This is a genomic window from Devosia sp. J20-27 (assembly GCF_055808595.1).
Genome location: NZ_CM147875.1, coordinates 822,079 through 847,060 on the forward strand (window position 1 = coordinate 822,079; position 24,982 = coordinate 847,060).

25 protein-coding genes are annotated in these 24,982 nt (G+C 66.1%); 19 read left to right on the forward strand and 6 right to left on the reverse strand.

The window, feature by feature from the left end; translation table 11 throughout:
* Window positions 1-138 precede the first annotated feature (138 nt).
* The 9 genes from uxaC (at window position 139) to AC0L4C_RS04025 (ending at window position 7,604) form a co-directional block, all read left to right on the forward strand.
* A complete protein-coding gene (uxaC, locus tag AC0L4C_RS03985; RefSeq protein WP_473402233.1) occupies window positions 139-1,542 on the forward strand; it encodes a glucuronate isomerase in 1,404 nt (467 codons plus the stop codon).
* A 35-nt stretch (window positions 1,543-1,577) separates the two neighbouring features.
* Window positions 1,578-2,555 (forward strand): TRAP transporter substrate-binding protein, encoded by a 978-nt coding sequence (locus AC0L4C_RS03990; protein WP_473402234.1) that lies wholly within the window; start codon window positions 1,578-1,580, stop codon window positions 2,553-2,555.
* A gap of 90 nt (window positions 2,556-2,645) precedes the next feature.
* Window positions 2,646-3,224, forward strand: a complete 579-nt coding sequence (locus AC0L4C_RS03995) for a TRAP transporter small permease (RefSeq protein WP_473402235.1) — start codon at window positions 2,646-2,648, stop codon at window positions 3,222-3,224.
* Between the two features lie 3 nt (window positions 3,225-3,227).
* Window positions 3,228-4,514 (forward strand): TRAP transporter large permease, encoded by a 1,287-nt coding sequence (locus AC0L4C_RS04000; protein ID WP_473402236.1) that lies wholly within the window; start codon window positions 3,228-3,230, stop codon window positions 4,512-4,514.
* The gene (locus AC0L4C_RS04005; RefSeq protein WP_473402237.1) at window positions 4,511-5,269 is read left to right on the forward strand and encodes a FadR/GntR family transcriptional regulator; all 759 of its coding nucleotides are present in this window, start codon (window positions 4,511-4,513) and stop codon (window positions 5,267-5,269) included. The genes AC0L4C_RS04000 and AC0L4C_RS04005 overlap by 4 nt, the downstream gene beginning before the upstream one ends.
* The gene (kduI, locus tag AC0L4C_RS04010; RefSeq protein ID WP_473402238.1) at window positions 5,270-6,124 is read left to right on the forward strand and encodes a 5-dehydro-4-deoxy-D-glucuronate isomerase; all 855 of its coding nucleotides are present in this window, start codon (window positions 5,270-5,272) and stop codon (window positions 6,122-6,124) included.
* A gap of 38 nt (window positions 6,125-6,162) precedes the next feature.
* On the forward strand, window positions 6,163-6,885 hold the full coding sequence (gene kduD / locus AC0L4C_RS04015) for a 2-dehydro-3-deoxy-D-gluconate 5-dehydrogenase KduD (protein ID WP_473403446.1): 723 nt from the start codon (window positions 6,163-6,165) through the stop codon (window positions 6,883-6,885).
* Between the two features lie 4 nt (window positions 6,886-6,889).
* Window positions 6,890-7,216: a cupin domain-containing protein gene (locus AC0L4C_RS04020; RefSeq protein WP_473402239.1), complete on the forward strand. Its 327-nt coding sequence runs from the start codon at window positions 6,890-6,892 to the stop codon at window positions 7,214-7,216.
* 124 nt (window positions 7,217-7,340) lie between these two features.
* On the forward strand, window positions 7,341-7,604 hold the full coding sequence (locus tag AC0L4C_RS04025; RefSeq protein ID WP_473402240.1) for a hypothetical protein: 264 nt from the start codon (window positions 7,341-7,343) through the stop codon (window positions 7,602-7,604).
* On the opposite strand, the gene AC0L4C_RS04030 is transcribed toward AC0L4C_RS04025, so the two are convergent.
* The 4 genes from AC0L4C_RS04030 to AC0L4C_RS04045 all read right to left on the reverse strand — a co-directional run bounded on the left by AC0L4C_RS04030 (window position 7,591) and on the right by AC0L4C_RS04045 (window position 12,128).
* Window positions 7,591-9,231, reverse strand: a complete 1,641-nt coding sequence (locus AC0L4C_RS04030) for a vWA domain-containing protein (protein ID WP_473402241.1) — start codon at window positions 9,229-9,231, stop codon at window positions 7,591-7,593. The two genes, AC0L4C_RS04025 and AC0L4C_RS04030, sit on opposite strands and share 14 nt — an antisense overlap.
* A gap of 71 nt (window positions 9,232-9,302) precedes the next feature.
* The gene (locus AC0L4C_RS04035) at window positions 9,303-9,824 is read right to left on the reverse strand and encodes an AAA family ATPase (protein WP_473402242.1); all 522 of its coding nucleotides are present in this window, start codon (window positions 9,822-9,824) and stop codon (window positions 9,303-9,305) included.
* A 181-nt stretch (window positions 9,825-10,005) separates the two neighbouring features.
* The gene (locus AC0L4C_RS04040; RefSeq protein ID WP_473402243.1) at window positions 10,006-11,265 is read right to left on the reverse strand and encodes an Hsp70 family protein; all 1,260 of its coding nucleotides are present in this window, start codon (window positions 11,263-11,265) and stop codon (window positions 10,006-10,008) included.
* A gap of 119 nt (window positions 11,266-11,384) precedes the next feature.
* Window positions 11,385-12,128, reverse strand: coding sequence for a FadR/GntR family transcriptional regulator (locus AC0L4C_RS04045; protein WP_473402244.1), 744 nt, complete (start codon window positions 12,126-12,128; stop codon window positions 11,385-11,387).
* 124 nt (window positions 12,129-12,252) lie between these two features.
* On the opposite strand from AC0L4C_RS04045, the gene AC0L4C_RS04050 reads away from it, so the two are divergent.
* From AC0L4C_RS04050 to AC0L4C_RS04065, 4 genes are all read left to right on the forward strand, one after another.
* The gene (locus tag AC0L4C_RS04050) at window positions 12,253-12,903 is read left to right on the forward strand and encodes a GDSL-type esterase/lipase family protein (protein WP_473402245.1); all 651 of its coding nucleotides are present in this window, start codon (window positions 12,253-12,255) and stop codon (window positions 12,901-12,903) included.
* 111 nt (window positions 12,904-13,014) lie between these two features.
* Window positions 13,015-13,992, forward strand: a complete 978-nt coding sequence (locus AC0L4C_RS04055) for a sugar ABC transporter substrate-binding protein (protein WP_473402246.1) — start codon at window positions 13,015-13,017, stop codon at window positions 13,990-13,992.
* A 124-nt stretch (window positions 13,993-14,116) separates the two neighbouring features.
* Entirely contained in the window at window positions 14,117-15,154 is a 1,038-nt protein-coding gene (locus AC0L4C_RS04060; RefSeq protein ID WP_473402247.1) for an ABC transporter permease, read from the forward strand.
* Window positions 15,154-15,921, forward strand: a complete 768-nt coding sequence (locus AC0L4C_RS04065) for an ATP-binding cassette domain-containing protein (RefSeq protein WP_473402249.1) — start codon at window positions 15,154-15,156, stop codon at window positions 15,919-15,921. Before AC0L4C_RS04060 ends, AC0L4C_RS04065 begins: the two co-directional genes overlap by 1 nt.
* 29 nt (window positions 15,922-15,950) lie before the next feature.
* Here the strand turns inward: AC0L4C_RS04065 and AC0L4C_RS04070 are convergent, their stop codons facing one another.
* Window positions 15,951-16,961, reverse strand: a complete 1,011-nt coding sequence (locus AC0L4C_RS04070) for an NAD-dependent epimerase (protein WP_473402250.1) — start codon at window positions 16,959-16,961, stop codon at window positions 15,951-15,953.
* Window positions 16,962-17,093: 132 nt separating this feature from the next.
* Between AC0L4C_RS04070 and fliK the strand changes: the two genes are divergently transcribed.
* From fliK to AC0L4C_RS04085, 3 genes are all read left to right on the forward strand, one after another.
* On the forward strand, window positions 17,094-19,154 hold the full coding sequence (fliK, locus tag AC0L4C_RS04075; protein ID WP_473402251.1) for a flagellar hook-length control protein FliK: 2,061 nt from the start codon (window positions 17,094-17,096) through the stop codon (window positions 19,152-19,154).
* Window positions 19,151-19,429 (forward strand): EscU/YscU/HrcU family type III secretion system export apparatus switch protein, encoded by a 279-nt coding sequence (locus tag AC0L4C_RS04080; RefSeq protein ID WP_473402253.1) that lies wholly within the window; start codon window positions 19,151-19,153, stop codon window positions 19,427-19,429. Before fliK ends, AC0L4C_RS04080 begins: the two co-directional genes overlap by 4 nt.
* A gap of 69 nt (window positions 19,430-19,498) precedes the next feature.
* Window positions 19,499-20,265, forward strand: a protein-coding gene (locus AC0L4C_RS04085) for an IS5 family transposase (RefSeq protein ID WP_473400093.1) whose coding sequence is annotated in 2 segments (ribosomal slippage) — window positions 19,499-19,808 and window positions 19,808-20,265 — 768 coding nt in all. Because the reading frame shifts where the segments join, the coding sequence is not laid out codon by codon here.
* On the opposite strand, the gene AC0L4C_RS04090 is transcribed toward AC0L4C_RS04085, so the two are convergent.
* Entirely contained in the window at window positions 20,262-21,344 is a 1,083-nt protein-coding gene (locus AC0L4C_RS04090) for a DUF2793 domain-containing protein (RefSeq protein WP_473402254.1), read from the reverse strand. The genes AC0L4C_RS04085 and AC0L4C_RS04090 overlap by 4 nt on opposite strands.
* A gap of 83 nt (window positions 21,345-21,427) precedes the next feature.
* On the opposite strand from AC0L4C_RS04090, the gene AC0L4C_RS04095 reads away from it, so the two are divergent.
* The 3 genes from AC0L4C_RS04095 to AC0L4C_RS04105 are packed head-to-tail and all read left to right on the forward strand — an operon-like array spanning window position 21,428 to window position 24,942.
* Window positions 21,428-22,483, forward strand: coding sequence for a D-TA family PLP-dependent enzyme (locus AC0L4C_RS04095; protein WP_473402255.1), 1,056 nt, complete (start codon window positions 21,428-21,430; stop codon window positions 22,481-22,483).
* A gap of 30 nt (window positions 22,484-22,513) precedes the next feature.
* Window positions 22,514-24,451, forward strand: a complete 1,938-nt coding sequence (locus tag AC0L4C_RS04100; protein WP_473402257.1) for a beta-N-acetylhexosaminidase — start codon at window positions 22,514-22,516, stop codon at window positions 24,449-24,451.
* The gene (locus AC0L4C_RS04105; RefSeq protein ID WP_473402258.1) at window positions 24,451-24,942 is read left to right on the forward strand and encodes a GNAT family N-acetyltransferase; all 492 of its coding nucleotides are present in this window, start codon (window positions 24,451-24,453) and stop codon (window positions 24,940-24,942) included. The genes AC0L4C_RS04100 and AC0L4C_RS04105 overlap by 1 nt, the downstream gene beginning before the upstream one ends.
* The last annotated feature ends 40 nt before the right edge of the window (window positions 24,943-24,982 follow it).

Consider the following 24,982-nt stretch of genomic DNA (forward strand, 5'->3'; position numbering starts at 1 on the left):
GCCGGCCGTTGCGCCGCCGGCCCGGGCGCCCGTATGGTGGCAGCGTCGCGGCGCTAATTCATCATACAACCTGCAAGCAGTTGTATGTTGACATCGGTGCCGCGTCTCAACTAGGACTCGGCCCGAGGAGACTACCAAGTGTTGCTGGACGACGATCGCCTGTTCGATGCAGAGCCGAATGCTCGTGGCATTGCCCGTGAACTCTATAACGAGATCAAGGGCTTGCCGCTGATTTCGCCGCACGGTCATACCGACCCGCGCTGGTATGCGGAGAACCTGCCCTTCCCCGATCCGGCGCAATTGCTGATTGTTCCGGACCACTACATTTTCCGCATGCTGTTCTCGCAGGGCATCCGGCTGCAGGACCTTGGCGTCCCGACGGCAGACGGTTCGGCAGTGGAAACGGATGGGCGCAAGATCTGGCGGCTGTTTGCCGAGAACTATTATCTGTTCCGCGGCACGCCGACGCGCATGTGGCTCGACCACACGCTGGAAAGCCTGTTCGGCATTTCCGAGCGCCTCAGCCCGGCCACGGCCGATGCCGCCTATGACCAGATCGCCGAGTGCCTGGGCAAGCCCGAGTACCTGCCGCGCGCCCTGTTCGAGCGCTTCAATATCGAGGCCATCTCGACGACCGACGGCGCGCTGGACGAACTGAACTGGCACCAGCAGATTCGCGACAGCGGCTGGAAGGGACGGGTGGTGCCGGCCTATCGCCCCGATGCCGTGGTCGATCCCGACTTTGCCGGCTTTCAGGCCAATGTCGACACGCTGGGCGACATCACCAATCTCGATACCGGTACCTGGGCCGGCTATCTCGATGCGCATCGGCTGCGCCGCGAGTACTTCAAGAGCTACGGCGCCACCTCGACCGATCACGGGCATCCGACCGCCGCCACGGCCGACCTGCGGCCCAAGCAGGCGGGCAAGCTGTTCGACAAGGTGCGCAGCGGCAAGGCCGACAGCGACGAGCGGGCGCTGTTCCGGGCGCAGATGCTGACCGAGATGGCGCGGATGAGCGCCGACGACGGGCTGGTCATGCAGATCCATCCGGGGTCGTGGCGCAACCACTCGCCCGGCATGATGCAGACCTTCGGCCGCGACAAGGGTTTCGATATCCCCACGCAGACCGACTATGTCGGCGCCCTGAAACCGCTGCTCGATGCGGTCGGCACCGATCCGAAGGTGACCGTGGTGCTCTTCACGCTCGACGAAACCAGCTACTCGCGCGAACTGGCGCCGCTGGCCGGCGTCTATCCGGCGCTGAAGCTGGGGCCGCCGTGGTGGTTCCATGACAGCCCGGAAGGCATGAAGCGGTTCCGCGAACTGGCGACGGAAACCGCCGGTTTCTACAATACGGTCGGCTTCAACGACGACACCCGCGCCTTTCCCTCTATCCCCGCACGTCACGATGTGGCGCGCCGGGTGGACTGCGCCTTCCTTGCCCGCCTCGTCACCGAGCATCGGCTCGGGCTCGACGAGGCGCACGAGGTGGCGCGCGACCTCGCCTATACGCTGGCCAAACGGGCGTACAGGCTCTGACGACTTCGCATCTGACATCATTCGGGAGGAAAAACATGTTTCAGATGACCAAACTGGCGGCTGCCGCGCTTCTTGCCACGGCCATGTCCGCCACCGCCGCGAGCGCGCAGACGGTGCTGCGCTCGTCCGATACCCATCCGGATGGCTATCCGACCGTGGAGGCGGTGAAGTATTTCGGCGACCTCATCGAGGAACGTACCGGCGGCCGCTACAAGGTGGAGGTATATCACTCCGCCCAGCTCGGCCAGGAGGCTGATACGATCGAGCAGGTCCGTTCGGGCGTGATCGACCTCAACCGCGTGTCCATGGGGCCGTTCAACGGCCTGGTGCCGGAGACGCAGATTCCGTCGCTGCCCTATGTGTTCCGTTCGCCCGAACACATGCGCAACGTCATGCTCGGCGAGATCGGCGACGAGATCGGCAAGGGCTTCGAGCAGCATGGCCTCGTCGTCCTCACCTACTACGATGGGGGCGCCCGCTCGTTCTACAACTCCAAGAAGGCGATTGCCTCGCCGGACGACCTGACGGGCATGAAGCTGCGCGTCATGCAGTCGGACATCTTCGTGGACATGGTGGCAGCCCTGGGCGGCACCGCCACGCCGATGCCCTATGGTGAAGTGTACTCGGCGATCCAGACCGGCGTGGTCGACGGTGCCGAGAACAACTTCCCCAGCTACGACACAGCCGGCCACTTCGAAGTGGCCAAGAACTACTCGCTCGACGAGCACCTGATCGTGCCGGAAGTCTTCGTCATGTCCAAGGCGTCGTGGGACAAGCTGACCCCCGAGGACCAGGCGATCTTCAAGACGGCCGCGCGTGAGAGCGCACAGAAGCAGTTCGAGCTGTGGGACGCCCAGGTGTCGGCCTCGCGTGCCAAGGTCGAGGCCGCCGGCTCGAGCATCAACACGCCCGACAAGCAGCCGTTCATCGATGCGATGAAGCCCGTCTACGACAAGTATGTCACCGATCCCAAGCTGCAGGATCTGGTCGCCCGGATCCAGGCGACCAAGTAAGCGACAAGTGGCGGCGGAGGCGCCATCGGCCCCTCCGCCGGTTCATTCCCGGGCGGCCTGCGCGGCTGCCCCAGCAGGGACTTGCCAATCGTGGTCGACCCCATCGCTCCCAACCAACCTTCCGGTCCGCGCCTGTCCCGGCTGGCCGGCATCCTGTCCAGGGTGTCCACCGCCGCGCTCTGGCTCGCCAGCATCGGCCTTGTGGCCATGACGGTGATCGTCGGATGGCAGGTTTTCACCCGCTATGTGCTGAACTGGTCCAATGCCTGGACCGAGCCGGCGGCCGTGCTGCTGATGAGCTGGTTCATCTTCCTGGGTGCGGCAGTGGGCATTCGCGAGAACTACCATCTCGGGTTTGACGTGCTGCTCTACGTGCTGCCCAAGAGTTCCAAGCGCGTGCTGCGCTCGATCTCGGATGTGGTGGTCATCACCTTTGCTGCCGGCATGATCTATTTCGGCCTGCAGCTGGTCGCCCTGGGCTGGCCGGCGCGGCTGCCCTCGCTGGGCATCCCGGAAGGGGTCAAGTACCTGCCGGTGGTGTTTGGCGGCGCCCTGATGATCCTGTTTGCCCTCGAGCGCCTGGTGTTGCGCTGGAACGGCGTGAACGTTGATACAGATATCGATTTCGAGGCCGTGCCTGAGGTCGACCAGACCGGCAAGGAGGCCTGAGCCGTGGCCGTTGTCATCCTGTTCGGCAGCCTTGCCGTGCTCATGCTGATCGGCACGCCGATCGCCTTCTGCCTCGGTGTCGCGAGCTTTGCGACCATCCTCTACATGGGATTGCCGCCGCTGGTGATCTTCCAGCAGATGAACTCCGGCATGAGCGTGTTCACGCTGCTCGCCATCCCGTTCTTCATCTATGCCGGCGACCTGATGGTGCGGGGCGGCATTGCCCAGCGCATCGTCAATTTCGCCGGGGCCCTCGTCGGCCACCTGCGCGGCGGCCTGGGTCAGGTCAATATCGCCGCCTCGACGCTGTTCGGTGGCATCTCCGGATCGGCCGTGGCCGAGGCGGCAGCCGTCGGCGGGCTGATGATCCCGCAGATGAAGGCACGCGGATACGGTGCCGACTATGCGGTGAACGTCACCTCGATGGCAGCGCTGATCGCCCTGCTGCTGCCGCCCAGCCACAACATGATCATCTATTCGATCGCCGGTGGCGGACGGATCTCGATTGCCGATCTGTTCACCGCCGGGGTGATCCCGGGCCTGCTGTTTGCCGGCGCGCTGATGCTGACGGCCTATGTCGTGGCCCGCAAGCGCGGCTATCCGGTCGAGGCTTTCCCCGGCTTCCGCCGCGCCCTGCAGCTGGGCGCCATCGCCGTGCCTGGCCTGCTGCTCATCGGCATCATCTTCGGCGGCGTCCGCTCGGGTGTCTTCACCGCCACCGAGAGCTCGTGCATTGCGGTGGTCTATGCCCTGCTGGTGACCGTCTTGGTATATCGCCAGATGGGCTGGAAGGAGTTCATCGACGCCACGTTCGGTGCCGTGCGGACCACGGCCATGGTGCTGCTGATCATCGGTACGGCGGCGGCCTTTTCCTGGTTGATGGCCTACCTGCGCATTCCCGCGCAGCTGGTGGAATGGCTGCAGGGTGTGTCGCAGGATCCGCTGGTGATCATGCTGCTGCTCAACGCCATCATGCTGGTGCTGGGCACGTTCATGGACATGGGCCCGACCATCATCATCACGACGCCGATCTTCCTGCCCATCGCCATTGCCTATGGCATCGATCCGGTACATTTCGGCGTCATCATGATCCTCAACTACGGCATCGGCCTGAACACCCCGCCCGTGGGGGCGGTGCAGTTCGTCGCCTGCGCCGTCGGCCGGATCACTGTCTGGCAGGCCATGCGCTCGATCTGGCCATTCTACCTCGCGGGGCTGATCGTGCTGGGACTCGTCACCTATGTGCCGGAAATTTCGCTCTGGCTGCCGCGCCTGTTCCGGGGAGGATGATAATGAGCCAGGCCAAGCCTGCACCGCGCGAAAAACTCTCGACGCGCGTTGTCTCGTCGCTGCGCACGAGGTTGCTGGCCGGCGAGATCCCGCCGGGCCGCAAGCTGCCGACAGAAGCACAGCTCGGCGAGCAGTTTGGCGTCAGCCGCACGGTGATCCGCGAGGCAATCGCGACGCTGGCCGCCGACGGGCTGGTGCAGTCGCGCCAGGGAGCGGGTGTCTTTGTCGTCAATCATCCCAGCTCGACCTTCGGCACGCTGGCCGCCGAGATGGGCAACCGCGTGTCGACAGCACTGAACGTGCTGGAGGTGCGCCTCGCCATCGAAGTCGAGAGCGCGGCGCTGGCCGCGATCCGTCGCAATCCCTCGCAGCAGGTCCGGATCGAGGAGACGTTCTTCGAATTCGAGCAATTGCTGCACCTGGGACAGCCGACAGGTCCGGCCGATTTCGCCTTCCATCGGGCCATCGCCGAGGCGACCGGCAATCCGTTCTATGTCGAGATGCTGGAGGCGCTGGGCAAGCGCGCCATCCCCTGCGACGTCAGTTCGCCGTGGAGCACCGAGCTGGTGCAGAGCGTGGAATACCAGCGCGGCCTGCAGGTGGAACACAAGGCCATTCTGGACGGCATCATCGCCGGAGACCCGGAAGCGGCGCGGGCCGCCATGCGGCTCCATCTGTCGCGCAGCCAGGCGCGCTATCAACTGCGCTCGCATGAACGCGCAGCGCATCACGCCATGACCAACCGGGACGAGTAGATGACCGACAGCCACACCGAATATGAGAGCCGCTGGGCCATCGACCCGGACGCCGCCTGCATGATGGGGACGGACGAGCTGCGTCAGAACTTTCTCATCGAAGACCTGTTCGTCCCGGGGCTCATCAAGCTGACCTATACCCATTACGACCGGATGATCGTGGGCGGCGCCTCGCCGACCACGGCACCGCTGTCACTCGGACCGATCAAGCCGACCGGAACGGCGGCCTTCCTCGACCGGCGCGAGATGATCGCCGTCAATATCGGTGGTCCCGGCAGCATCACTGCCGATGGCGAGAGCTTTGCCGTCGGCACGCGCGACATGGTCTATCTCGGCATGGGCCTGCAGTCGGTGGCATTTGCCTCCGTCGACAGCGCCAACCCTGCCAGGTTCTACCTGCTGTCGGCGCCGGCGCATCAGAGCCACAAGGCCATGCTGCTCAAGATCGACAGTGCCAAGCGGCTCGACCTGGGCGCCTCCGAGACCAGCAACCAGCGCTCGATCTTTCAGTTCATCCATCCCGACAGTCCGGCACGGACCTGCCAGCTGGTGGTCGGCATGACGACGTTTGCGCCGGGCTCGGTGTGGAACACCATGCCCTGCCACATTCACGACCGGCGGATGGAGGCCTATCTCTATTTCGACCTGCCCGAGACGGCGCGGGTGTTCCACATGATGGGCGAGCCGGACGAGACCCGGCACCTGGTGGTTGCCAACGAGCAGGCGATCCTGTCGCCCGGCTGGTCGATCCACGCGGGGGTCGGCACCGCCAGCTATGCCTTCATCTGGGCCATGGCGGGCGACAATGTCGACTATACCGATATCGACCCGGTGGCGATCGGAGACCTGCGTTGACGGATCTCTCGGCGTTCAGCCTGGAGGGCCGGGCCGTGATGGTCACCGGCGCCAATACCGGCATCGGCCAGGGCATTGCCCTGGCGGTGGCACGGGCCGGCGGCAAGGCGCTGCTGGTCGGCCGCTCGTCGATGGCGGAGACCGAACGCCAGGTGTCGCAGATCGGCGGCGTCAGCGCGTCGTATCGCTGCGATCTCAGCGACGCCGGGGCCGCAGTGACGATGCTGGAAGCGGCCTGGGCAGAGCACGGCCCCATTGCTGGCCTCGTCAACAATGCCGGGATCATCCGCCGGGCCGATGCCACCGAGCTCAGCGAGACCGACTGGGACGATGTGCTCGACACCAATCTCAAGTCGCTGTTCTTCCTGTCGCAGGCCTATGGCCGGCTGGTCTTTGCCGGTCCGGGGCGGGGCAAGATCGTCAACATCGCGTCGCTGCTGAGCTTCCAGGGCGGCATCCGGGTTGCATCCTACACGGCGTCCAAGCATGGCGTTGCGGGGATTACCCAGGTGCTGTGCAACGAGTGGGCGGCGAAGGGCCTCAACGTCAACGCCATCGCACCGGGCTATATCGAGAGCAACAATACCGAGGCGCTGCGCGCCGATCCCGACCGGTCCAGTGCCATTCTCGGCCGCATTCCGGCCGGTCGCTGGGGACAGCCGAGCGATATCGGCGATGCGACGGTCTTTCTTCTGTCCAATGCTTCCAATTACATGCATGGCGCTGTCGTCCCGGTGGACGGCGGCTGGCTGGCGAGGTGATCTGATGACCAAGTTTTTTGCGCAATCGACCGATGGCAAGGTGACACAGCTCGAAGGCTCCAGCCGCCGGGTCATTCTCGCATTGCCCGAACTGATGCTGGTCGAGTTCACCTTCGACAAGGGCGGTGTGGGGGCGCTGCACAGCCATCCGCATGTACAAACGAGCTATATTGCCGAGGGCGTGTTCGAAGTGACGATCGATGGTGTGACAGAGACGCTGTCGGCAGGCGGCGCCTATATCGTGCCGTCGGGCCTGGTGCATGGCGTCAAAGCCCTCGAGGCGGGCAAGCTGATCGACAGCTTCACCCCGGTCCGGGAGGATTTTCTCTGAGTCCGACTGGCTAAAACTTATATCAATACAAGCAGTTCCCGGTATCCACAGGCAGGGCCGAGCGGGCGATTTGCAGGTTCACTTTTGACCCCGCCACGCAGATGGTGTGCCCCTGCCGACTCGAATGGATTCTGCCACGGGGGCACTCTTGCAGCACGAATATCGCGGGCACCGCATCCAGCTGATCCATACGGAACAGTGGCGGGGCCGACTCGTCGAACTGGCCAGCGGGACCATGCTGCCGACACAGGTTGTCGGCCGGCCCGAAGAGTCGTTCCGCGAGGTCTGGCTGCGGGCCCGCGACCTCGTCGACAAATATCTCGATGCGATGCCGGAGGGCACACGGGTGCTGGGACCCGTGCGCCCGTGGCAGACTATTCGACAGTGAGTTCCGTGCGTTCGCCCGCAGCGATGGTGAACGGGGTCTCGGTCTTGTCGTCGCTGCCGTTCACGGTGGTGATGGCCACATAGTCACCGGCCGGCAGGGTCTTCTGCAGCGTGTCGCCATAGTCGTAGCCAAAGCTGACGCGGTTGCCCTGGATGTCCTTTTTGGCGCTGACGATTTCGGTGCCGTAGCCATTGGGCAGCGACAGGACGAAGACGCCGGCATTCAGCACGGTGTCGACACCCATCGAATCGCCGGCGGCGACCGAGAACGGGGTCTCCACCCGGGCAGCCTGCAACTCGGCGATGGCAACATAATCGCCGGCCGGCAGGTCGTAGGCGAGATCGGGACCATAGCCGTAGCCGAAGTCCTGCCGGTTGCCCTGGATGTCCTTTTTGGCCCCGACGACCTGGAAGGAAAGATTGCTTTCCTCGACGCGCATGCCCTCGACATAGAAGGCATTGAAGACGACGTGCCCGAGGCCCAGCACGATGTCGCGGCTGACCAATTCACCGGCCGGCACATTGACCGACTCGGTCGCTGCGCCGCTGCCAATGGTGACGGTGACATCGACCGTGCCGGCGGGGACGAAGCGGGAGACCTCGCCATAGTTGGTGGTCTGGTCGCCACGGGCAAAGGCGAACTGCACGGCGGCCCCGGAATTGACCGGTTCACCTGCGGCCGCAAACGGGCGGATGGTCAGCTTGCCGGCGTTCAGCACCAGCAGCGGCGTGGCCAGCCGGTCGGCGGTGATGCTGACCGGGACGGTGACGCTGGCGTCATCGACGCCGGCCGTCAGCAGGTAGTCACCCGGTTCGACAAAGGCCTTCCAGTCGACACCGTATTCGGTGCGGACATAGTCGCCCTCAGTGCCATCGGCCTTGGCCTGGTGCAGCACCCAGCTGACGGATACATCGCTGTCGGTGGGCTCGTCGGCGCCCTCGGCGAGAATGAATTCGGGGTCGAGATTGACGTCGAGGGCGGCAGGCGCGGGCGCCGGTGCGGGTTCTTCGGCCGCGGCCTGGGCGACGGTGGTGCGCAGCGCATCGCTCAGTGCATCGGCATCGCTGGCCTGGATGTAGGTGCCGCCGGTGTTTTCAGCGAGGCAGGCGACCTGGTGGCCTTCTTCCTCGGTGAGACCGAAACCGACGACATGAGTGGTGAAATCGACGCCGCTCTGTTCCAGTTCACTGGCGAGGGCGCAGGGGTCGGCTTCGCAGGTCTCCAGACCATCGGTGATCAGAATGACTGTCGCCTTTTCCTCGGTGTAGCGCAGGTCCTCGGCGGCCATGCGGACGGCGGCTGAGAGGGGTGTCTTGCCCTTGGGGCTGATGCCGGCGGCGGCGTCGGAGATGGCGGCAGCCGTGCCGGAGGCCGGCTCGACCAGCATCTGGATGTCGTCGCAGGCGCCTTTCTGGCGGTGGCCGTAGCTCATCAGGCCCAGTTCAAGGTCGTCGGGAACGGCCTGCAGCACGTCGTCGAGTGTCTTGCGGGCAATGGAAATCCGGGCTTCACCGGCGATCTGGGCCCACATCGAGCCCGAACCGTCGAGAATGATGATGGCGCGGTCCGCGGCCGCAGCGGGCAGGCTGAAAACGGCAACAAGTATGAGGCTGATGAGCCAACGCATGATGGGAGTCCCTCTCCGGTGAAATGTAACAACGCCACCTTTCTGCCCCATGGATGAACGCTGCCTGAACACTAGATGACGGCCTGAATTCTTGCGATGCGGGTCGCGATATCGGCCGGCTCGATGTATTCGAGCTGGTATCCGTGGCGCCGATAGACGGCCTCGTGCAGCGCTTCGAAACGCAGCGAGTCGGCGTAGCTGATGCGACGCGCCGCGGTCGGGGTGATGAAGCCGAGCAGGTGGACGAAGAACACGCGGTTGTCGAACTGCGGCCGGGAGGCGTCGATGGCGCGTTCGAGGCTGGCGGGAACGGGAAAGCCGAGATACTCGGCGAGGGCGACGGTGCAGAGCAGCGAGCGATCGTGAAACTGCACGGCGCCGGTGGCCGGGGCCGCGAGGCGCTGCATCTGCAGGGCGGCGATGCTGTCGACGAAGCCGGGCTGTTCCCACGGCCGGTCGATGCCGCGAGCCTGTTCGAGGGCGATGACGTCGGTCGCCGCCTCCCTGACAATGGCATGGCCAAGGCGCTCGAGCGCCTTGATGAGGACGGTCTTGCCGGCACCCGGGGCGCCGGTGAGGATGAAACGCTGCATGATCCTGTCCTGACGGGAAATGCCGCGCAGGCGGAATGCCGCACGGCGAGCGGTATTTTCGAAGGGGGAGATGGATTGGCGGCCCCGCGTGGGGGCGGCGGACGAATGGCGGACTTGCGCAACCGTCACCGGAGCGTAGCCAGCAGGCAGCCCGAAGGTCAAGCCGTCAGTGCGGCACGCGTCAGGCGAACTTGCGCGCGGCGTCGAGGGCGAGGCCGAGGCCGACGCTGCCGAACGCATCGGTGGCGACGGGGCGGGCGTTGGGCAGACGTTCGCGAATGCGCGCGGCAATGGCGGGCACCTGGGTGGAGCCGCCCGTCAGGATCAGCGTGTCGATGGCGTCGGCGGTGACGTCGGCGCTGATCAGCGCATCGCGAATGGTGCGATCGATGCGATCAACCGAATCCTCGAGCGCCGCGGTCAGATCGCCACGGCTGATCGTCGTCTCGATGCCGGTGCCGGTGGCGGCAAATTCGAAGTGCGTCTCGTCATGGTCGGTGAGGGCGATCTTGGCCTCCTCGACGCGGCCCGCGAGACGATGGCCGAGCCGCTCGGCCACGATGGCGATCATCTTGTCGACGCGTTCGGGATGAGCGGCCTCGCGCTCGGTGGAGCGCAGCTCGAGCATGGTCTTCTGGTTGTAGAGCCGGTTGATGCGATGCCAGGTGGCCAGATCGTAATAGGGGGCCGAGGGCAGCGGGCGCTTGCCGTCGGCGGTTTCGGTGCGGTAGCCGAGCAGCGGCATGACCTTCCTGAGCGACAGCAGGCGGTCGAAATCGGTGCCGCCAATATGGACGCCGGCAGTCGAGAGAATGTCGGCCCGACGGTCGGAGGCGCGAGCGCGTTCCGGCGAGACGCGGATCACCGAGAAGTCGGAGGTGCCGCCGCCGATATCGATGACCAGACCGAGCTCCTCGCGGGTGACCTGCTGCTCATAGTCGAGAGCGGCGGCAATCGGTTCGAACTGGAACTCGACGTGCTGGAAGCCCTGGGTGCGGGCGGCGCTTTCGAGCTGGTTCTGCGCTTCGGCATCGGCATCGTCGTCGTCATCGACGAAGCGCACCGGGCGGCCGAGCACCACCGAGCCGATATCGTGCTCGAGCTGGGCCCCTGCCCGGTCGCGCATCTCGCCGATGAAGGTACCGAGGATTTCCGAAAACGCCACGGCGCGGCGCTTGATACGGGTGGTATCGGAAAACAGGCTGGTGCCGAGCACGCTCTTGAGCGAGCGCATCAGGCGGCCATCGGCGCCGGTGACATATTCGGAGACGGCCGAGCGGCCGAAGAACACGGCATCTTCCTCGAAGGAAAAGAAGATCACCGAGGGCAGCGTGACGCTATCGCCTTCGAGCGGCAGGAGCCGTGGCGGCATGTTGCCGCCGGCAACGGCGAAGGTCGAATTGGAAGTGCCGAAGTCCATGCCGCACTGAAGCTGCGTCATCGTCCGTCTCGCTGAAAATCGCTGAAACCGTGGCCGGGCACATGGGCGGCCATCGGGTTGGGCGGCTCCCTTCGGAGATTTTCGCGGACGAGTCAAGCATCACGGCAGCGCCGGATGGCTCAGCCGACCAGCTCCCTGGCAGAGAGCAGCCGACGGAGCAGGGCGCCGGCGCCGGCGATATCGCCAGCGACGATCAACCCGGGCAAGCTGCGGAGTGCGGCGAGGTCGAGGCCAGTAATGACGCGATCGAGCGCAGCCGGATCGTCGGCCAGCAGATTGCCCAGGCTCGACTCGACCAGCGAGGCGAGAAAGCGATTGTCGCTGGCGCGCGCGATCTCCAGCAGGACGGCGCCGAAGGCATGGCGGCGTGTGTCGGCATCGACCGCGCCATCAAGCGCCGCGATGGCATCGGCAAGTCGGCCCGAGCGACGCTGCGCCGCCGCGGCCTCGGCGAGCGCGGGCTGGGTCAGGGCAATGGCCCCCCACAGTTCCTCGCTGACGCGGGCCGAACCGGCGCGGCGCGACCAGGCGATGACCTCGGCGTCGAGCATGTTCCAGCGGCTGCGGTCGAGCACCAGGGTGCCGCGCTTGCGCCGGGTTTCCACCAGACCCTTCGAGACCAGCCCCTTGATCGCTTCCCGCAGGGCGGTCCGGCTGACGCCGAGATCGCTGGCAAGCTGGTGCTCATTGGGCAGGATGCTGCCAACGGCAAAACGGCCCGAAACGATGGCATGGAAGATTTCGCGGGCGACGACCCGGTTGAGGTCGTCCGGCTCGGTGCGCACGACGCCGATGGCAGTCGCGGCAGGCGACGCCGATGATCGCCGAAGCGGGATCGGATCTGGACGGCGGTAGACGGTCACGCTTTGTCAGCTCCCGATGCGGGCATGATGCACACCCGATTGCAATTGCTGTTATGTAGGACTTATACCTCACCCCATGCCCGTGAAGCAACTGCTTCGCGACAGGAGGGGGACCAATTGCATCATGCCTACCATTGTCTGTTTCGGTGATTCCAACACCTGGGGCTGCCCGCCCTTTGCCAATATCGCCCAGACGCCCGACCGGATCGTGCCGGAGCGACGCTGGGCCAATGTCATGGGCCGCACCATCGGCGACGGGGCATGGGTGGTGGAAGAAGGGCTGTCGGGTCGCACGACGGTTTTCGACGATCCGATCGAAGGCCTGCACAAGAACGGCTCGCGCACGCTGATCGCACTGCTCGAATCGCACGCGCCGATGGATGTGCTGATCGTCATGCTGGGAACCAATGATTTCAAGGATCAGCTGCGGATCAGCGCCTATAATTCGTCGCGCGGTATGCTGACGCTGATCCTGATGATCAAGGGCCACTACGCCATGGTGGACAATCCGCCCGAGGTGCTGATCGTCACCCCGCCGTCGATCACCGAAGAGGCCGAACCGGCCATCTGGGGTGAAGGCTACCGCCGCTGTCGCGACCATGCGCACTATCTCGAGCAGGTGGCACAGCGCACCGACTGCTTCCATTTCGACGCCAACAAGGTGGTGCGGGCCGGCATGGACGGCATCCATCTCGACGAGGCCGCGCATGACGTGCTGGGGCAGGCGCTGGCGAAAGAGGTGGCGGCCATTCTCGCCATGCGAGGCGCGCGTTGAGCCTCTTTACATAATACATATGATCTAATAACGATGATGAAAGGCGCCGCAGGGTGCCGGGGCAGGATGCGTGTCGGGAGGATGCGCACTGCCTGCAATAGGAGGGATCGCATGAATTTCAGGAAGCTGAGCGCGCTTGCGCTTGCGGCAATCATGGCAGCTGCGCCGGTGGCGGCAACTGCGCAGGAAGACATCATCATCATGCTGGGCGGACCGAGCTCGGACCCGTTCTGGGGGGCGGTGCAGCAGGGCTTCGACCAGGCCACCAAGGATTACGGCATCAAGACGCAGTGGACGGCACCAGCCGACTTCAACGACATCGTGCCCGTCTATACGCGGATGTTCGAGGCGGCCATTGCGCGCAAGCCGGCCGCCATTGCCGTGGGCAACTTCTTTCCCGAGCCGACCGAACCACTGATCCGCCAGGCCGCCGCCGAGGGCATCCCGGTGATCATCATCAATTCGGGCGGGGCCAACTACAAGGAACTGGGTGCCATCGGCTTTATCGGCGAAGACAGCTACCAGATGGGTTATCAGGGCGGCAGGATTGCTGCTGACAAGGGCGTCAAGAACGGCCTCTGCATCAACCAGATCGCGGCCAACCCGGTGCTCGAGCAGCGCTGCCAGGGCTATATCGACGCAGTCACCGAGGCCGGCGGCACAGCCAGAATGGTGATCCTGGCGTCCGAGGATATCGGCAACAGCCAGAAGGTGCAGGCCGCCGTCAGCGCCCTGCTGATGCAGGACCAGTCGATCGACGGCGTGGTGACGCTGGGCGTCGCGGTGGGCGTGGATGCGCTCGAATCGATCAAGCAGGTGCGTTCCACCGGCCGCTCGGTCGACCTGGGCACCATGGACCTGGGCAACAGCGTGCTGGAGGCGATTTCGGCGGGCGAGATGAGCTTTGCCTCCGACCAGCAGCCGTTCCTGCAGGGCTATTACGGCGTGCAGATCCCGTACCTGTTCAACAAGTACAAGATGGCGCCGGCCAAGGAGATCTGGGTCGGACCGTTCATGGTCACCCAGGACAACGCTGCCGACGTGCTGGCGGTGAACAAGGACATCCCGGGGTCGCGCGGCGCCAACTAGCAAACGTGGCGGGCGGAACGGGACGCGCCGCCCGCCACAGCTGTGCCTAGCCGGTGCACGGGAGCAAATGGGCCTCGTGCACCCCAGGAGACCGCGATAGCATCGCCGACCGGGTTCACGAGACATGTCGACCACCATGGATAGCACCACCGCCGAGCCGAACACGCGCCGGCCCTACAATTTCGGCGAACGCCTGCTGCGCATCGTCTGGATCGGACCGGCCATCGCGGCGCTGGCGATCTACCTCTTCTTTGTCGCCTTTGGCGGCGCCTCGGGTTTCGCCTCGCTTGCGGGCACCGCCGGCTGGATGAACGCGGCGGCGGAGCTGGGCATCATCGCCATCCCCATCGGGCTGCTGATGATTGCCGGCGAGTTCGATCTGTCGACCGGGTCGGTGGTGGGTGGCGCGGCCATCATCGTGGCGCTGGGCACCGGGTTCTACGGACTGCCGGTGGAGCTGACCATTGCCATGGCACTGGCCATGGGCGTCGGCGTGGGCTGCTTCAATGCCCTGCTGGTCAATGCCACCAAGCTGCCGAGCTTTATCGTGACGCTGGCCTCGAACTTCATCCTCGCCGGCACCACCCTGGGCCTGTCGCGGCTGATCTCGGGATCGTCCAACGTCTCGCTCAAGGATGCGGGCTGGGCCGAAGTGGTGCTGGGCACCAAGTGGATGTTCTTCAACATCTCGGTGCTCTGGTATGGCGTGGCCATCGTGCTGGCCGCCTGGGTGCTGCGGCAGACGCCGTTCGGCAACTGGATCTTTGCGACCGGCGGCAATCCCGATGCGGCGCGACGGGCCGGCGTGCCGGTGTCGCGCGTCAAGCTGATCCTCTTCATCTGGACCGCCGTGTCATCGGCCTTTGTCGGCATCATGTCGGCGGTGATGTACAACCAGGGCAATGCCGCGCAGGGCCAGGGCTATGTGTTCCAGACCGCGATTGCGGCGGTGATCGGCGGCGTGCTGCTGCAGGGCGGCTTCGGCTCGGTGACCGGCATTGTGCTGGGCACCTTCATCTACGGCATTGTCAGCCTGGGGCTGTTCTATACCGGCTGGCCGACGGACTGGCTGGCGACCTTCATCGGCGGGCTGCTGGTGATTGCGGTGCTGACCAACAATTTCGTCCGCGAACTGGCTCTCAAGCAGGGAAAGAAATCCTGATGACCGCCCTGATGACCCTCGACAGCGTATCGCGCAGCTTCGGCAACAACCTGGCGCTCGACGATGTGAGCCTCAAGGCCCATGCGGGCGAGGTGCATTGCCTGCTGGGCGACAACGGCGCCGGCAAGTCGACACTGATCAAGATCATGTCGGGGGTGACCCCGCCTTCGGTCGGCCGGCTGACCTTCGACGGCCGCGACGTGGTCTTCAGGTCGCCGCGCGATGCGCAGGCCTATGGCATCGGCACCGTGCACCAGGACGTGGGCTCGATTCCGCTGATTTCGGTGGCGCGCAATTTCTTTCTCGGCAACGAGCCGACCAAGGGCTGGGGGCCGCTGCGGCGGCTGGACCATGCGACCGCCAATCGCATTGCGCTCGAACAGATCCACGAAATGGGGATCCGCCGGATCAGCGATGCCGAACAGCTGGTCGGCACCATGTCGGGCGGCGAGCGGCAGGCGCTGGCGATTGCCCGGGCGCTGTATTTCGGCGCCCGGCTGCTGATCCTCGACGAGCCGACGGCGGCGCTCGGGGTCAAGGAAAGCAAGATCGTTATCGACCTGATCGCCAAGGCGCGCGCGCAGGGGATTGCCCTGGTGTTCATCACCCACAACGCGACGCATGCGCTGCAGGTGGGCGACCGTTTCACGGTGCTGATCCAGGGCCGGGTGGCCAGCCAGTTCAAGCGCGGCGAGAAGACGCGCGAGGAAGTGCTCAACCTGATGGCCGGCGGCGAGGCCTTCGACGCCACCAGCCACGGCGACTGAACCGGCCGGCAACCTGGCGCCTGGCGAACCTAGACGCCGTAGAACTGGCGATACCACTCGACGAAGCGGCGAACGCCTTCGACCACCGGCGTGCCGGGGGTGTAGCCGGTGGCAGCCTGCAGGGTGGTGACGTCGGCAAAGGTACTGGGCACGTCGCCGGGCTGCAGCGGCAGGAATTCGCGGATGGCCGTTTTGCCCAGCGCCGCTTCGATGGCATCGACATAGGCGGTCAGTTCAGTGGGGTCGTTGTTGCCGATATTGTAGAGCCGGAACGGGGCGTTGCTGGTGGCCGGATCGGGATCGGCGCTGTCCCAGGCGGGGTCCGGCGGGGCGATCCGGTCGCTGGCGCGAATGACGCCCTCGGCAATGTCATCGACATAGGTGAAGTCGCGGACGTGATTGCCGTGGTTGAAGAGCTGGATCGGTTCGCCGGCGAGAATGGCTTTGGTGAACGAGAACAGCGCCATGTCGGGCCGCCCCCAAGGACCATAGACGGTGAAGAAGCGCAGGCCTGTCGTCGGCAGGCGGAAGAGGTGGCTGTAGCTATGGGCCATCAGCTCGTTGGCGCGCTTGGTGGCGGCGTAGAACTGCAGCGGGTGGTCGACGCCGTCATGCTCGGAAAACGGCATTTTGGTATTGGCGCCATAGACGCTGGAGGTACTGGCATAGGTCAAGTGGTCGACCCTGGCGTGGCGGCAGGCCTCGAGCATGTTGGTGAAGGCAACGAGATTGCTTTCCACATAGGCATGCGGGTTTTCGAGGCTGTAGCGCACGCCGGCCTGGGCGGCGAGGTGGATCACCCGGTCGAAGCTATGGTCGGCAAAGCAGCGCTCGACGGCGGCACGATCGGCGAGGTTGTCGCGGATGAAGCTGAAATCGCCGTTGCTGCCGTGCAGCAGCTCGAGCCGGGCTTCCTTGATGGCCGGATCGTAATAGTCGTTGACCACGTCGAAGCCGACGACACTGTCGCCGCGGGCCAGCAGGCGCTGGCTGACGTGAAAGCCGATGAAGCCGGCGGCGCCGGTAACCAGAACGCGCATCGAAAAACCCTCCGCGCTGACTTGGTAGGGCCTCGCGCGGCCGGCTGCAACTTGCCGATCAGTCGTTAATTCTCGTTAACCCGAATCCGCGATGATGCGCGCAACCGGCCCCAAGGGCCGGAGGAGAGGCGTTTGGCCACAGACGTGCAGATCGCCCTCCAGCCGCAGGCTGGACAGGACCCCGCAGCAGCGCTGGCCGCCGCGGCGGGCAAGCTCGTCCGCGCCAGCCTCGACATGCTGATCCAGCAGGCCGGGCAGGCGATCACCGGCAAGGTGCTGGCGCCGCCACCCAATTTTCCCGCCGGGCTAGCCCAGATTGCGGTGAATGACCAGGTCCTGACGCTCAAGCTGTCATCACCGCTGCCGGCCGGCACGGTGGTGCGGATCGATGTGCAGGCCGGTGCCAATGGCGCGCCGGCCGTGACGGTGCAGCCGACGCGCACGCAACAAGGCCAGCCCGTCCCGGCACAGGCGGTGCGGGCGCAGGCAGCGGTCCCGCCGCCGTCGCCGCAACCGGGCAACCAGGCTGCAGCCGCTGCGCCCGTGAGCCGTGTGTCCGCCGCAGCGGCACAGCCGCAGGGCAGTGCAGCGGTTTTGCCTGGCGCGCCGAACAGCGGGCCGATGAGTGGCGCGTCGGTGACTGCGCCAGGTGTGGCCGCTCCAACGACGGCACCTGCCGCGACGGCCGCGACGCCGACCTCAATGGCGCCGACGCCCGGAGTGGTTTCGCAATCGCCGCAGGCGCCGGCACCGGTGTCGATGACGCCAGCGTCCGCGCAAGTGATGCCCACTGGTCCGGCTGCAGCGCAGCCGCAAACGGTGACACCCCCAGCCATGCCGCCTCCACCACAGCAGACCCCGGCAGCGGCGGCCGTGCAGACCCAACCAGCGCCGGTCACTCCGGCGCAGCCCGCGGTAACCGCTGCGCCGCCCGCCGCCCCCGCCGCACAGGCACAGGCGCCAGCGGCGGGGACAGCCCCTGCTCCGACACCCGTTGCGACACCGCCGGTTGCAGCGCCTACGACCGCGCCCGTGACTGGAGCACCACTCCAGGCCCAGCCGGTTGCGCCAGCACCGATGAGCGTGGCGCCTGCTCCCGTACCGTCGGCATCTGCCCCCGCAGCCGGGACGCCGGCCGCACCAGCGCCCGCACCGGCGGCGGCACCATCCGTCAGCATGCCACCGAGCGCGGCACCGGCAGCGCCGGTGAGCACGCCGCAGTCGCTGTTGCAGCGGCTGACGCAGGCTTTTGCGCCGCCACCGGCCGCGACCTCCCCTGCCCCGCCACCGGGCAGTCCGGCGCAGCTGGTGATTGCCGCAACGACACAGGCCGCGGCGCAGCAGCAGAGTGCGGCGCCATTGCTGCAGGCACTGGCGGCGCGGCTGCCGCAATTGCCGCCGCAGGTGGGCGAGGCGGCCGCGCGGGTACTGGCCAGTCGCATCAGCCTCGATCGCGGCGCACCGACGGGCGAGACGCTGAAGCAGGCCGTGCTGCGCTCGGGCGTCTTTGTCGATGCGCCGGCCAAGGCAGGTGCACCGGCCGATACCCGGCAGGCGCTGACGCAGTTGCGAGCGGCGCTGCTGGGGTTTCTGGGCGGGGAGATCGCGCCGGTCGATCCGGTGTCGCGCCGCCCGCCGCCGCCACCGGGGCAAGGGGCCATGCCGCGCGGGCAGACGCCCGAACTGCCGCAGCCGCCCGAGGGCAGCGCGAAAGACGCTGCACGATCCCTGCTCAGCCAGACCGACGGCGCGCTATCGCGCATCCGGCTGATGCAGTTGAGCACGCACGGCGCCGAGGCCGCGCGTCCCGGCGGACCGATGGCGGTGCCGACCGAATGGAACCTCGAGCTGCCGATGATGATCGGGCACGAACTGACGATGGCGCAGCTGCAGATTGCGCGCGACGGCAAGGGCAAATCCGAGGCCAGGGACAGGGCCTGGCGACTGCGCTTTGCGCTGAAATTCTCGGTGCTGGGCGAGGTCGGTGCGCAGGTGGCGCTGGTGGGGCGCAAGGCCAGCGTGGCGCTCTGGGCCGAAGACGAACTGACGGCGGAGACGCTGGAAAGCATGTTGCCCGAACTGGCGCCGGCGCTGGCCGCCAAGGGACTGGAACTGGCAGCGCTCAGCGTGCGGCGCGGCGTGCCGCGCGAGGCGGCGCGGCCGGCCGGCCGGCTGATGGACAGCTCGCGATGAGCGACTTGCCGGTCAATCCGCAGAAGCTTGCCGTGGCGCTCGAATATGAGAAGGGCAGCCGCGAGGCGCCGCGCGTGGTTGCCAAGGGCCGCGGCATCATTGCCGAGCGGATCATTGCGCTGGCCGAAGAAAACGACATCGTCATCGAGGCCAATCCGGCGCTGGCCAAGGCGCTGAGCGGGGCCGAACTCGACGAGGAAGTCCCCGTCGAGCTGTTCGAGGCGGTGGCCGAGGTGATCGGCTTTGTGCTGCGGGCCCGCGACAGGCGGCTCTAGGTTCTGTACCCATAAAGGGGATTCCCTTTGAGTACGAAGGCTGATTCAACCTCCTGAATGGAGGTGGCGATGGCTCGATTTGATCTCAGCGATGCGGAGTGGCGGATCATTCTGCCCCTCCTGCCCAACAAGCCGCGCGGAGTGCCGCGCACCGATGACCGACGGGTGATCAACGCCATCTTCTATGTGCTGCGCACCGGCTCGCCCTGGCGCGACCTGCCGGAGCGCTACGGCCCCTATACGACCGCCTATAACCGGTACAACCGGTGGGCCAAGGCCGGGGTGTGGCTCGGGATATTCGAAGCCCTCGCCGAGCGCTCGCCGCAGTCGATGGCGCTGATCGACAGTTCGATCATCCGGGCACACCAGCACGCCGCGGGCGGAAAAAAGGGGGCCCGGATCACGCCATCGGTCGGTCTCGTGGAGGACTGAGCACCAAAATCAATGCCGTGGTCGATGGGACCGGCCTGCCGATCCGCATCATGCTCACTCCCGGCCAAGCCTCCGACAAGCAGGCCGCCGCCGTCCTCATCGAGAGCCTTACACGCACCCGCGACCTTGTTGCCGACCGCGGCTATGACGCTCGCGTCCTCATCGACCTGGCTGCGGCACGGGGAGCCCGTGCCCACATCCCCACACAGAAAGACCGCAGGGTCCAGCGCAGCATTGACCGGGGCCTCTATCGCGAACGCAATCTGGTCGAGCGCTTCTTCTGCAAACTCAAACACTTCCGTCGCGTCGCCACACGATTCGACAAGCTCGCCCGCAACTTCCTCGCCAGCGTTCTGCTCGCCTCAATCCGACTCTGGACCAGAAGTTATGAGTCCAAGACCTAGGCGGCGTCGTAGATGATGACGCCCTGCACCTGCGAGCCATTGGCGAAGTGGGCATTGGTGAGAGGCGAGGACGAGCCGCCGGCCGAAGCGTAGAAAGCGAGCGTCGTGCCGCCGCCGGCGACCGTCCCCTGCATGGCGCCCGAAACGGCGATGACGGCGCTGGCCCAGCCGATACTGATCGCGCCGGGCACCGGCGAGGCAAGCGCCGCGAAAGGCAGACCGGTGAGCGCCGCGGCGCCAGAAGAAGAACCCTTGCTGGTCAGCTGCAGGAAGAAACTGGCGATGACCAGCCGGCCGATGCGGGTATAGCGGCCGGCATTGGCGGCACCATAGGTGATGCCCACTGCGGCGCCGCCAAAGCTGAGGCCGGGGGTCCAGGCCTGTTCGTCGTAATCGTCGAGCGTGCGCGGATCAGCGGACGGATTGGGGGTGAGCGGAAAGGCCAGTTGGCCGGACGGCAGGCCGACAGTTCCCGTAGCCGCATCGACCTGCAGGGCCTCGTGCCAGGTGGCGCCGTCGGGCGAGACCCTGATGTGCAGGTCATCGTTGCCGGTGAGACCGATCTCGGCGCGGCCGGATGCTGCCGTCTGGAAAATCTGGCTGGCGGTGTCGCCGGTGGTGGCCTTGTCGATGACGAGGCGATGGTCGCTGCCGTCATGGGTGAAGCGGCTGCCGTCGGCGGCGACGACGAGGCGATTGCCGAGGTCGGCCGTGGCGTTGATGCCGAGCTTTGCATAGCTGCTGCCGACGGCGCTCCAGCTGCCCGACTGGCGCTGGATGAACTCGCCATCGTCCTCGACGAACAGCAGCCAGCCGTCCAGCGGCGTGCGGAACATCCAGGCGCCATCGATATAACTGGCTATCCTGCCGCTCTGCCCGGCCCAGCCATCGGTGGCATCCGCCGCAATGAGCCAGGCGTCGCCCTCGGCCGGGGCGGACGGCGGCGTGGCGAGGGTGCGGCTCTTGACGACTGGCTGGACAAGCATGTCGAGCGCCCGCATAGCCTCGTTGTAGGTGACTTGCTTTTGCGCCTGCTGGGGCGCGATGTAGGGCAAACTGAGCCGGGGCGTCGTATCCATGAGGTAGCGCATGCTCCGCGATTGAAAAGCTGCCGCCCAGTCTACGGGCCTGAACGCGGCACGAGGATAACTGGAGAGTTGCGATGAGCCGTTCGATTGCCGACCTTGAGACGCCCTGCGTGGTGATCGACCTTGACCGGGTGGAGACCAACCTGGCGCGGGCACAGGCTCATGCCGACACCAATGGCTATGCGCTGCGGCCGCACACCAAGACCCACAAGCTGCCGCGCTTCGCCCAGCGGCAGATCGAGCTGGGCGCCAAGGGCATCACCGTGCAGAAGCTCGGCGAAGCCGAAGTGATGGCGGCAGCGGGGATCACCGATATCTTCCTGCCCTACAATATCCTGGGCGCGACAAAGCTGGCGCGGCTCAAGGCGCTCAACGACAAGGTGAGCATTGCCGTGACCGCCGACAGCCCGGACACGGTGGCCGGCTACGCGCAGACATTCGCCACCGGCAAGCCGCTGACCGTGCTGGTCGAATGCGATACCGGCAGCATGCGTTGCGGGGTGCAGACACCGGCCCAGGCGCTGGCGCTGGCGCGGCAGATCGACATGGCGCCGGGACTGACATTCGGCGGGCTGATGACCTATCCGCCGGGCGGCAAGCTCGACGCGACGGAGGCCTGGCTGCGCGAAGCGACGGACCTCTTCGCCCAGGCCGGCATTGCGGTGCCCAGGGTGACCAGCGGCAATACGCCCGACATGTGGCGGACCGGGCAGAGCGTGGTCACCGAGCGGCGGCCCGGCACCTATATCTACTATGACCGGATGCAGGTGGCGGCCGGTGCGGCGAGCCTCGACGACTGCGCCCTGACAGTGCTGGCGACAGTGGTCAGCCGGCCGACGGCGACGCGCATCGTGCTCGATTCCGGATCGAAGGCGCTGTCGAGCGACATCGGCAATTTGCAGGGCTTCGGCCTGCTGATGGGTACCGACATCACCATCAAATATCTCAACGAAGAGCATGGCGTCATCGAGCTGGCGGCGCCCTCGGATACGCCGCGCATCGGCGACCGGGTGCGGATCATCCCCAACCACGCGTGCGTGGTGTCGAACCTGTTCGACGAGGTCCACCTGATCTCGGGAGACAGCGTGATCGAGACGGTGCCCGTTGCGGCACGGGGCAGAGTCGACTAACCAGAGGCGGCACAGCGGAGTGGTATTAAAATGGTCGCCAACTGGTATGACGGGTTTGAGCTGTCGAGCGTGTGGGACGAGGCGCAGAGCCGCCTGCGGCTGACCCTCACCAATCACGGCAGCGAGGCCATCGGCGAGTTCATCCTCGGCTTTTCCGGGCCGGCGCGGGTGAGCGACGACGCCGAGATCGCGGGCGGCAAGATGGTCCGCCAGCTCTCGAACTATTGCGAGATCGCGCCGGATGCCGGGTTCGTGCTGGCGGCAGGCGCCAGCTGGACCATCGATATCGCGAAGCTCGATACCCCGATCCGGCACTGGACCGACGGCACGACCGGCAGCTTCGTGATCACCGCCGACGGGGAGACCCATGTCGCCCTGACGCAGCCGACCACGCTCGCCGGATCGACGACCCGGCGCAAGCGCGGCACCATGGCCATGCCGGTGCCGGATGCGCCGCCGGTGCAGGTTTCGGTGGTGCCGTGGCCGAAGTCGGTCGAGGTGTCGGGTCGCCGCACGGCGCCGACCGGCCTTGCCATCATGGGCGACGGCGAAGCCACCGAGACGGTCGCCGACAATTTCACGGCGCTGACACAGTTCCTGTTTCCCGGCGAGGGCATTGTCCGCGACGATGGCGAGGGCGGCTATCCGGTGGATATCCGGTTCGACCGCGAGCTCGACGAGGACGCCTATGTCATCAGCTTTTCGCCCGAGGGCGCCGAGGTGGCCGGTGGCGCCTATACCGGGCTGCTCTACGGCCTCGTGACGCTGGGGCAGATCCAGCGCGGGGCGCGTCTGCATCCGCAGAGCTTTGCCTTCCCCACCGGGGGCCGCATCGAGGACGCGCCGCAGATGCGCTGGCGCGGCTGCCATCTCGACGTGGCGCGGCGCTTCTATTCGAGCGAAGAGATCAAGCAGTTCATCGCCATCCTGGCGTGGAACAAGCTCAACATCTTCCACTGGCACCTGTCGGACGACGAAGCGTGGCGGGTGGAGATCGACGCCTATCCCGAGCTGGTCGAGCGCGGCGCGTGGCGCGGCCACGGCCTCGACATCCCGCCCCTGCTGGGCTCCGGTCCGGAGATGACGGGCGGCTACTACACCAAGGATGCCATTCGCGACATCGTCGCGGTGGGCGAGGACTTCGGCGTCGAGATCGTGCCCGAGATCGACGTACCGGGCCATTGCTACGCCCTGCTCGCAGCGCTGCCGCACCTCAGGGATGCCGGCGAGAATGGCCTCTACCATTCGATCCAGTCGTTCCCCAACAATTGCCTCAACCCGGCGGTCGAAGCGGTCTACGACGTCGTCGAGACGATCTTTGGCGAAATGATCGAGCTCTTTCCCTCGGCCTTCTTCCATGTCGGCGCCGATGAAGTGCCGGCCGAGGCCTGGGCCACGTCGCCCAAGGCCAATGCCATGCGCAAGGCGCTGGGCGGCGAAGGCGTGGCGCCGTTGCAGGCGGCTTTCCTGCAGCGGCTGCAGGCCTGGCTGACCGATCAGGGCAAGATCACCGGCGCCTGGGAAGAAGCGGCGCATGGCGGCGGCATCGACAAGGAAAACTGCTACCTCGTGGGCTGGCGGACCAAGGAATCGAGCCAGCAACTGGCGGCCGAGGGCTATCAGGTCGTGGTGTCGCCGGGGCAGGCCTATTATCTCGACATGGCCAACAGCCCGGACTGGCACGAGTGCGGCGCCGCCTGGGCGGGCTGGTCATCGCCGGAAACGGCCTACAACTATGCCCCCAATGCCGACTGGAGCGCGGCGGAGACCGAGCGGCTGCTGGGTGTGCAGGCCTGCATCTGGTCCGAGCCGATGACCGACAAGGGGGCTTTCGACCGGCTGGTGTTCCCGCGGCTGTCGGCGATTGCCGAGACTGGCTGGACGGCGCCGGAGCGGCGCGACTACCAGCGCTTTTCGGCCCTGGTCGGGCTGATGCCCAATCTCTACGGTATTGCCGAGGAAGCCTGATGTCCGATCTCCTGGTGCGCCTTTATGACCTGCCGCAGTTCGATGCCGAGGCGAAAGTCGCCGCCGCCGGTATTGTGGTGCGCCGCGCCATTCCGCCGGAACGGCACGTGGTGCTCGACTGGGTGCGTGCGCAGTTCGACGAGGTGTGGGCCAGCGAGGTCGCGGTCGCCATCGGCAGCCTGCCGGTCACCTGCTGGATTGCCGTCAGGGATGGCGAGTTGCTGGGCTTTGCCTGCCATGACGCGACGGCCAAGGGCTTTTTCGGGCCGACCGGCGTGCTGGAAAGTGCGCGTGGGCGGGGCATCGGCGAGGCGCTGCTGATGGCGACGCTCAAGGGCATGCGGGAGGCCGGCTACGGCTATTGCGTGATCGGCGATCCGGGTCCGGTGGGCTTTTACCAGAAGCGGCTCGATGCGCTGGAAATCCCCAAATCCAGCCCGGGCATCTATGCCGGCATGCTGCGCAGCGCGCCGTCGGAAACCAATCACTAACCCTATCTTTACTGCGACTGCCTAGTCTCGACGACCGGAA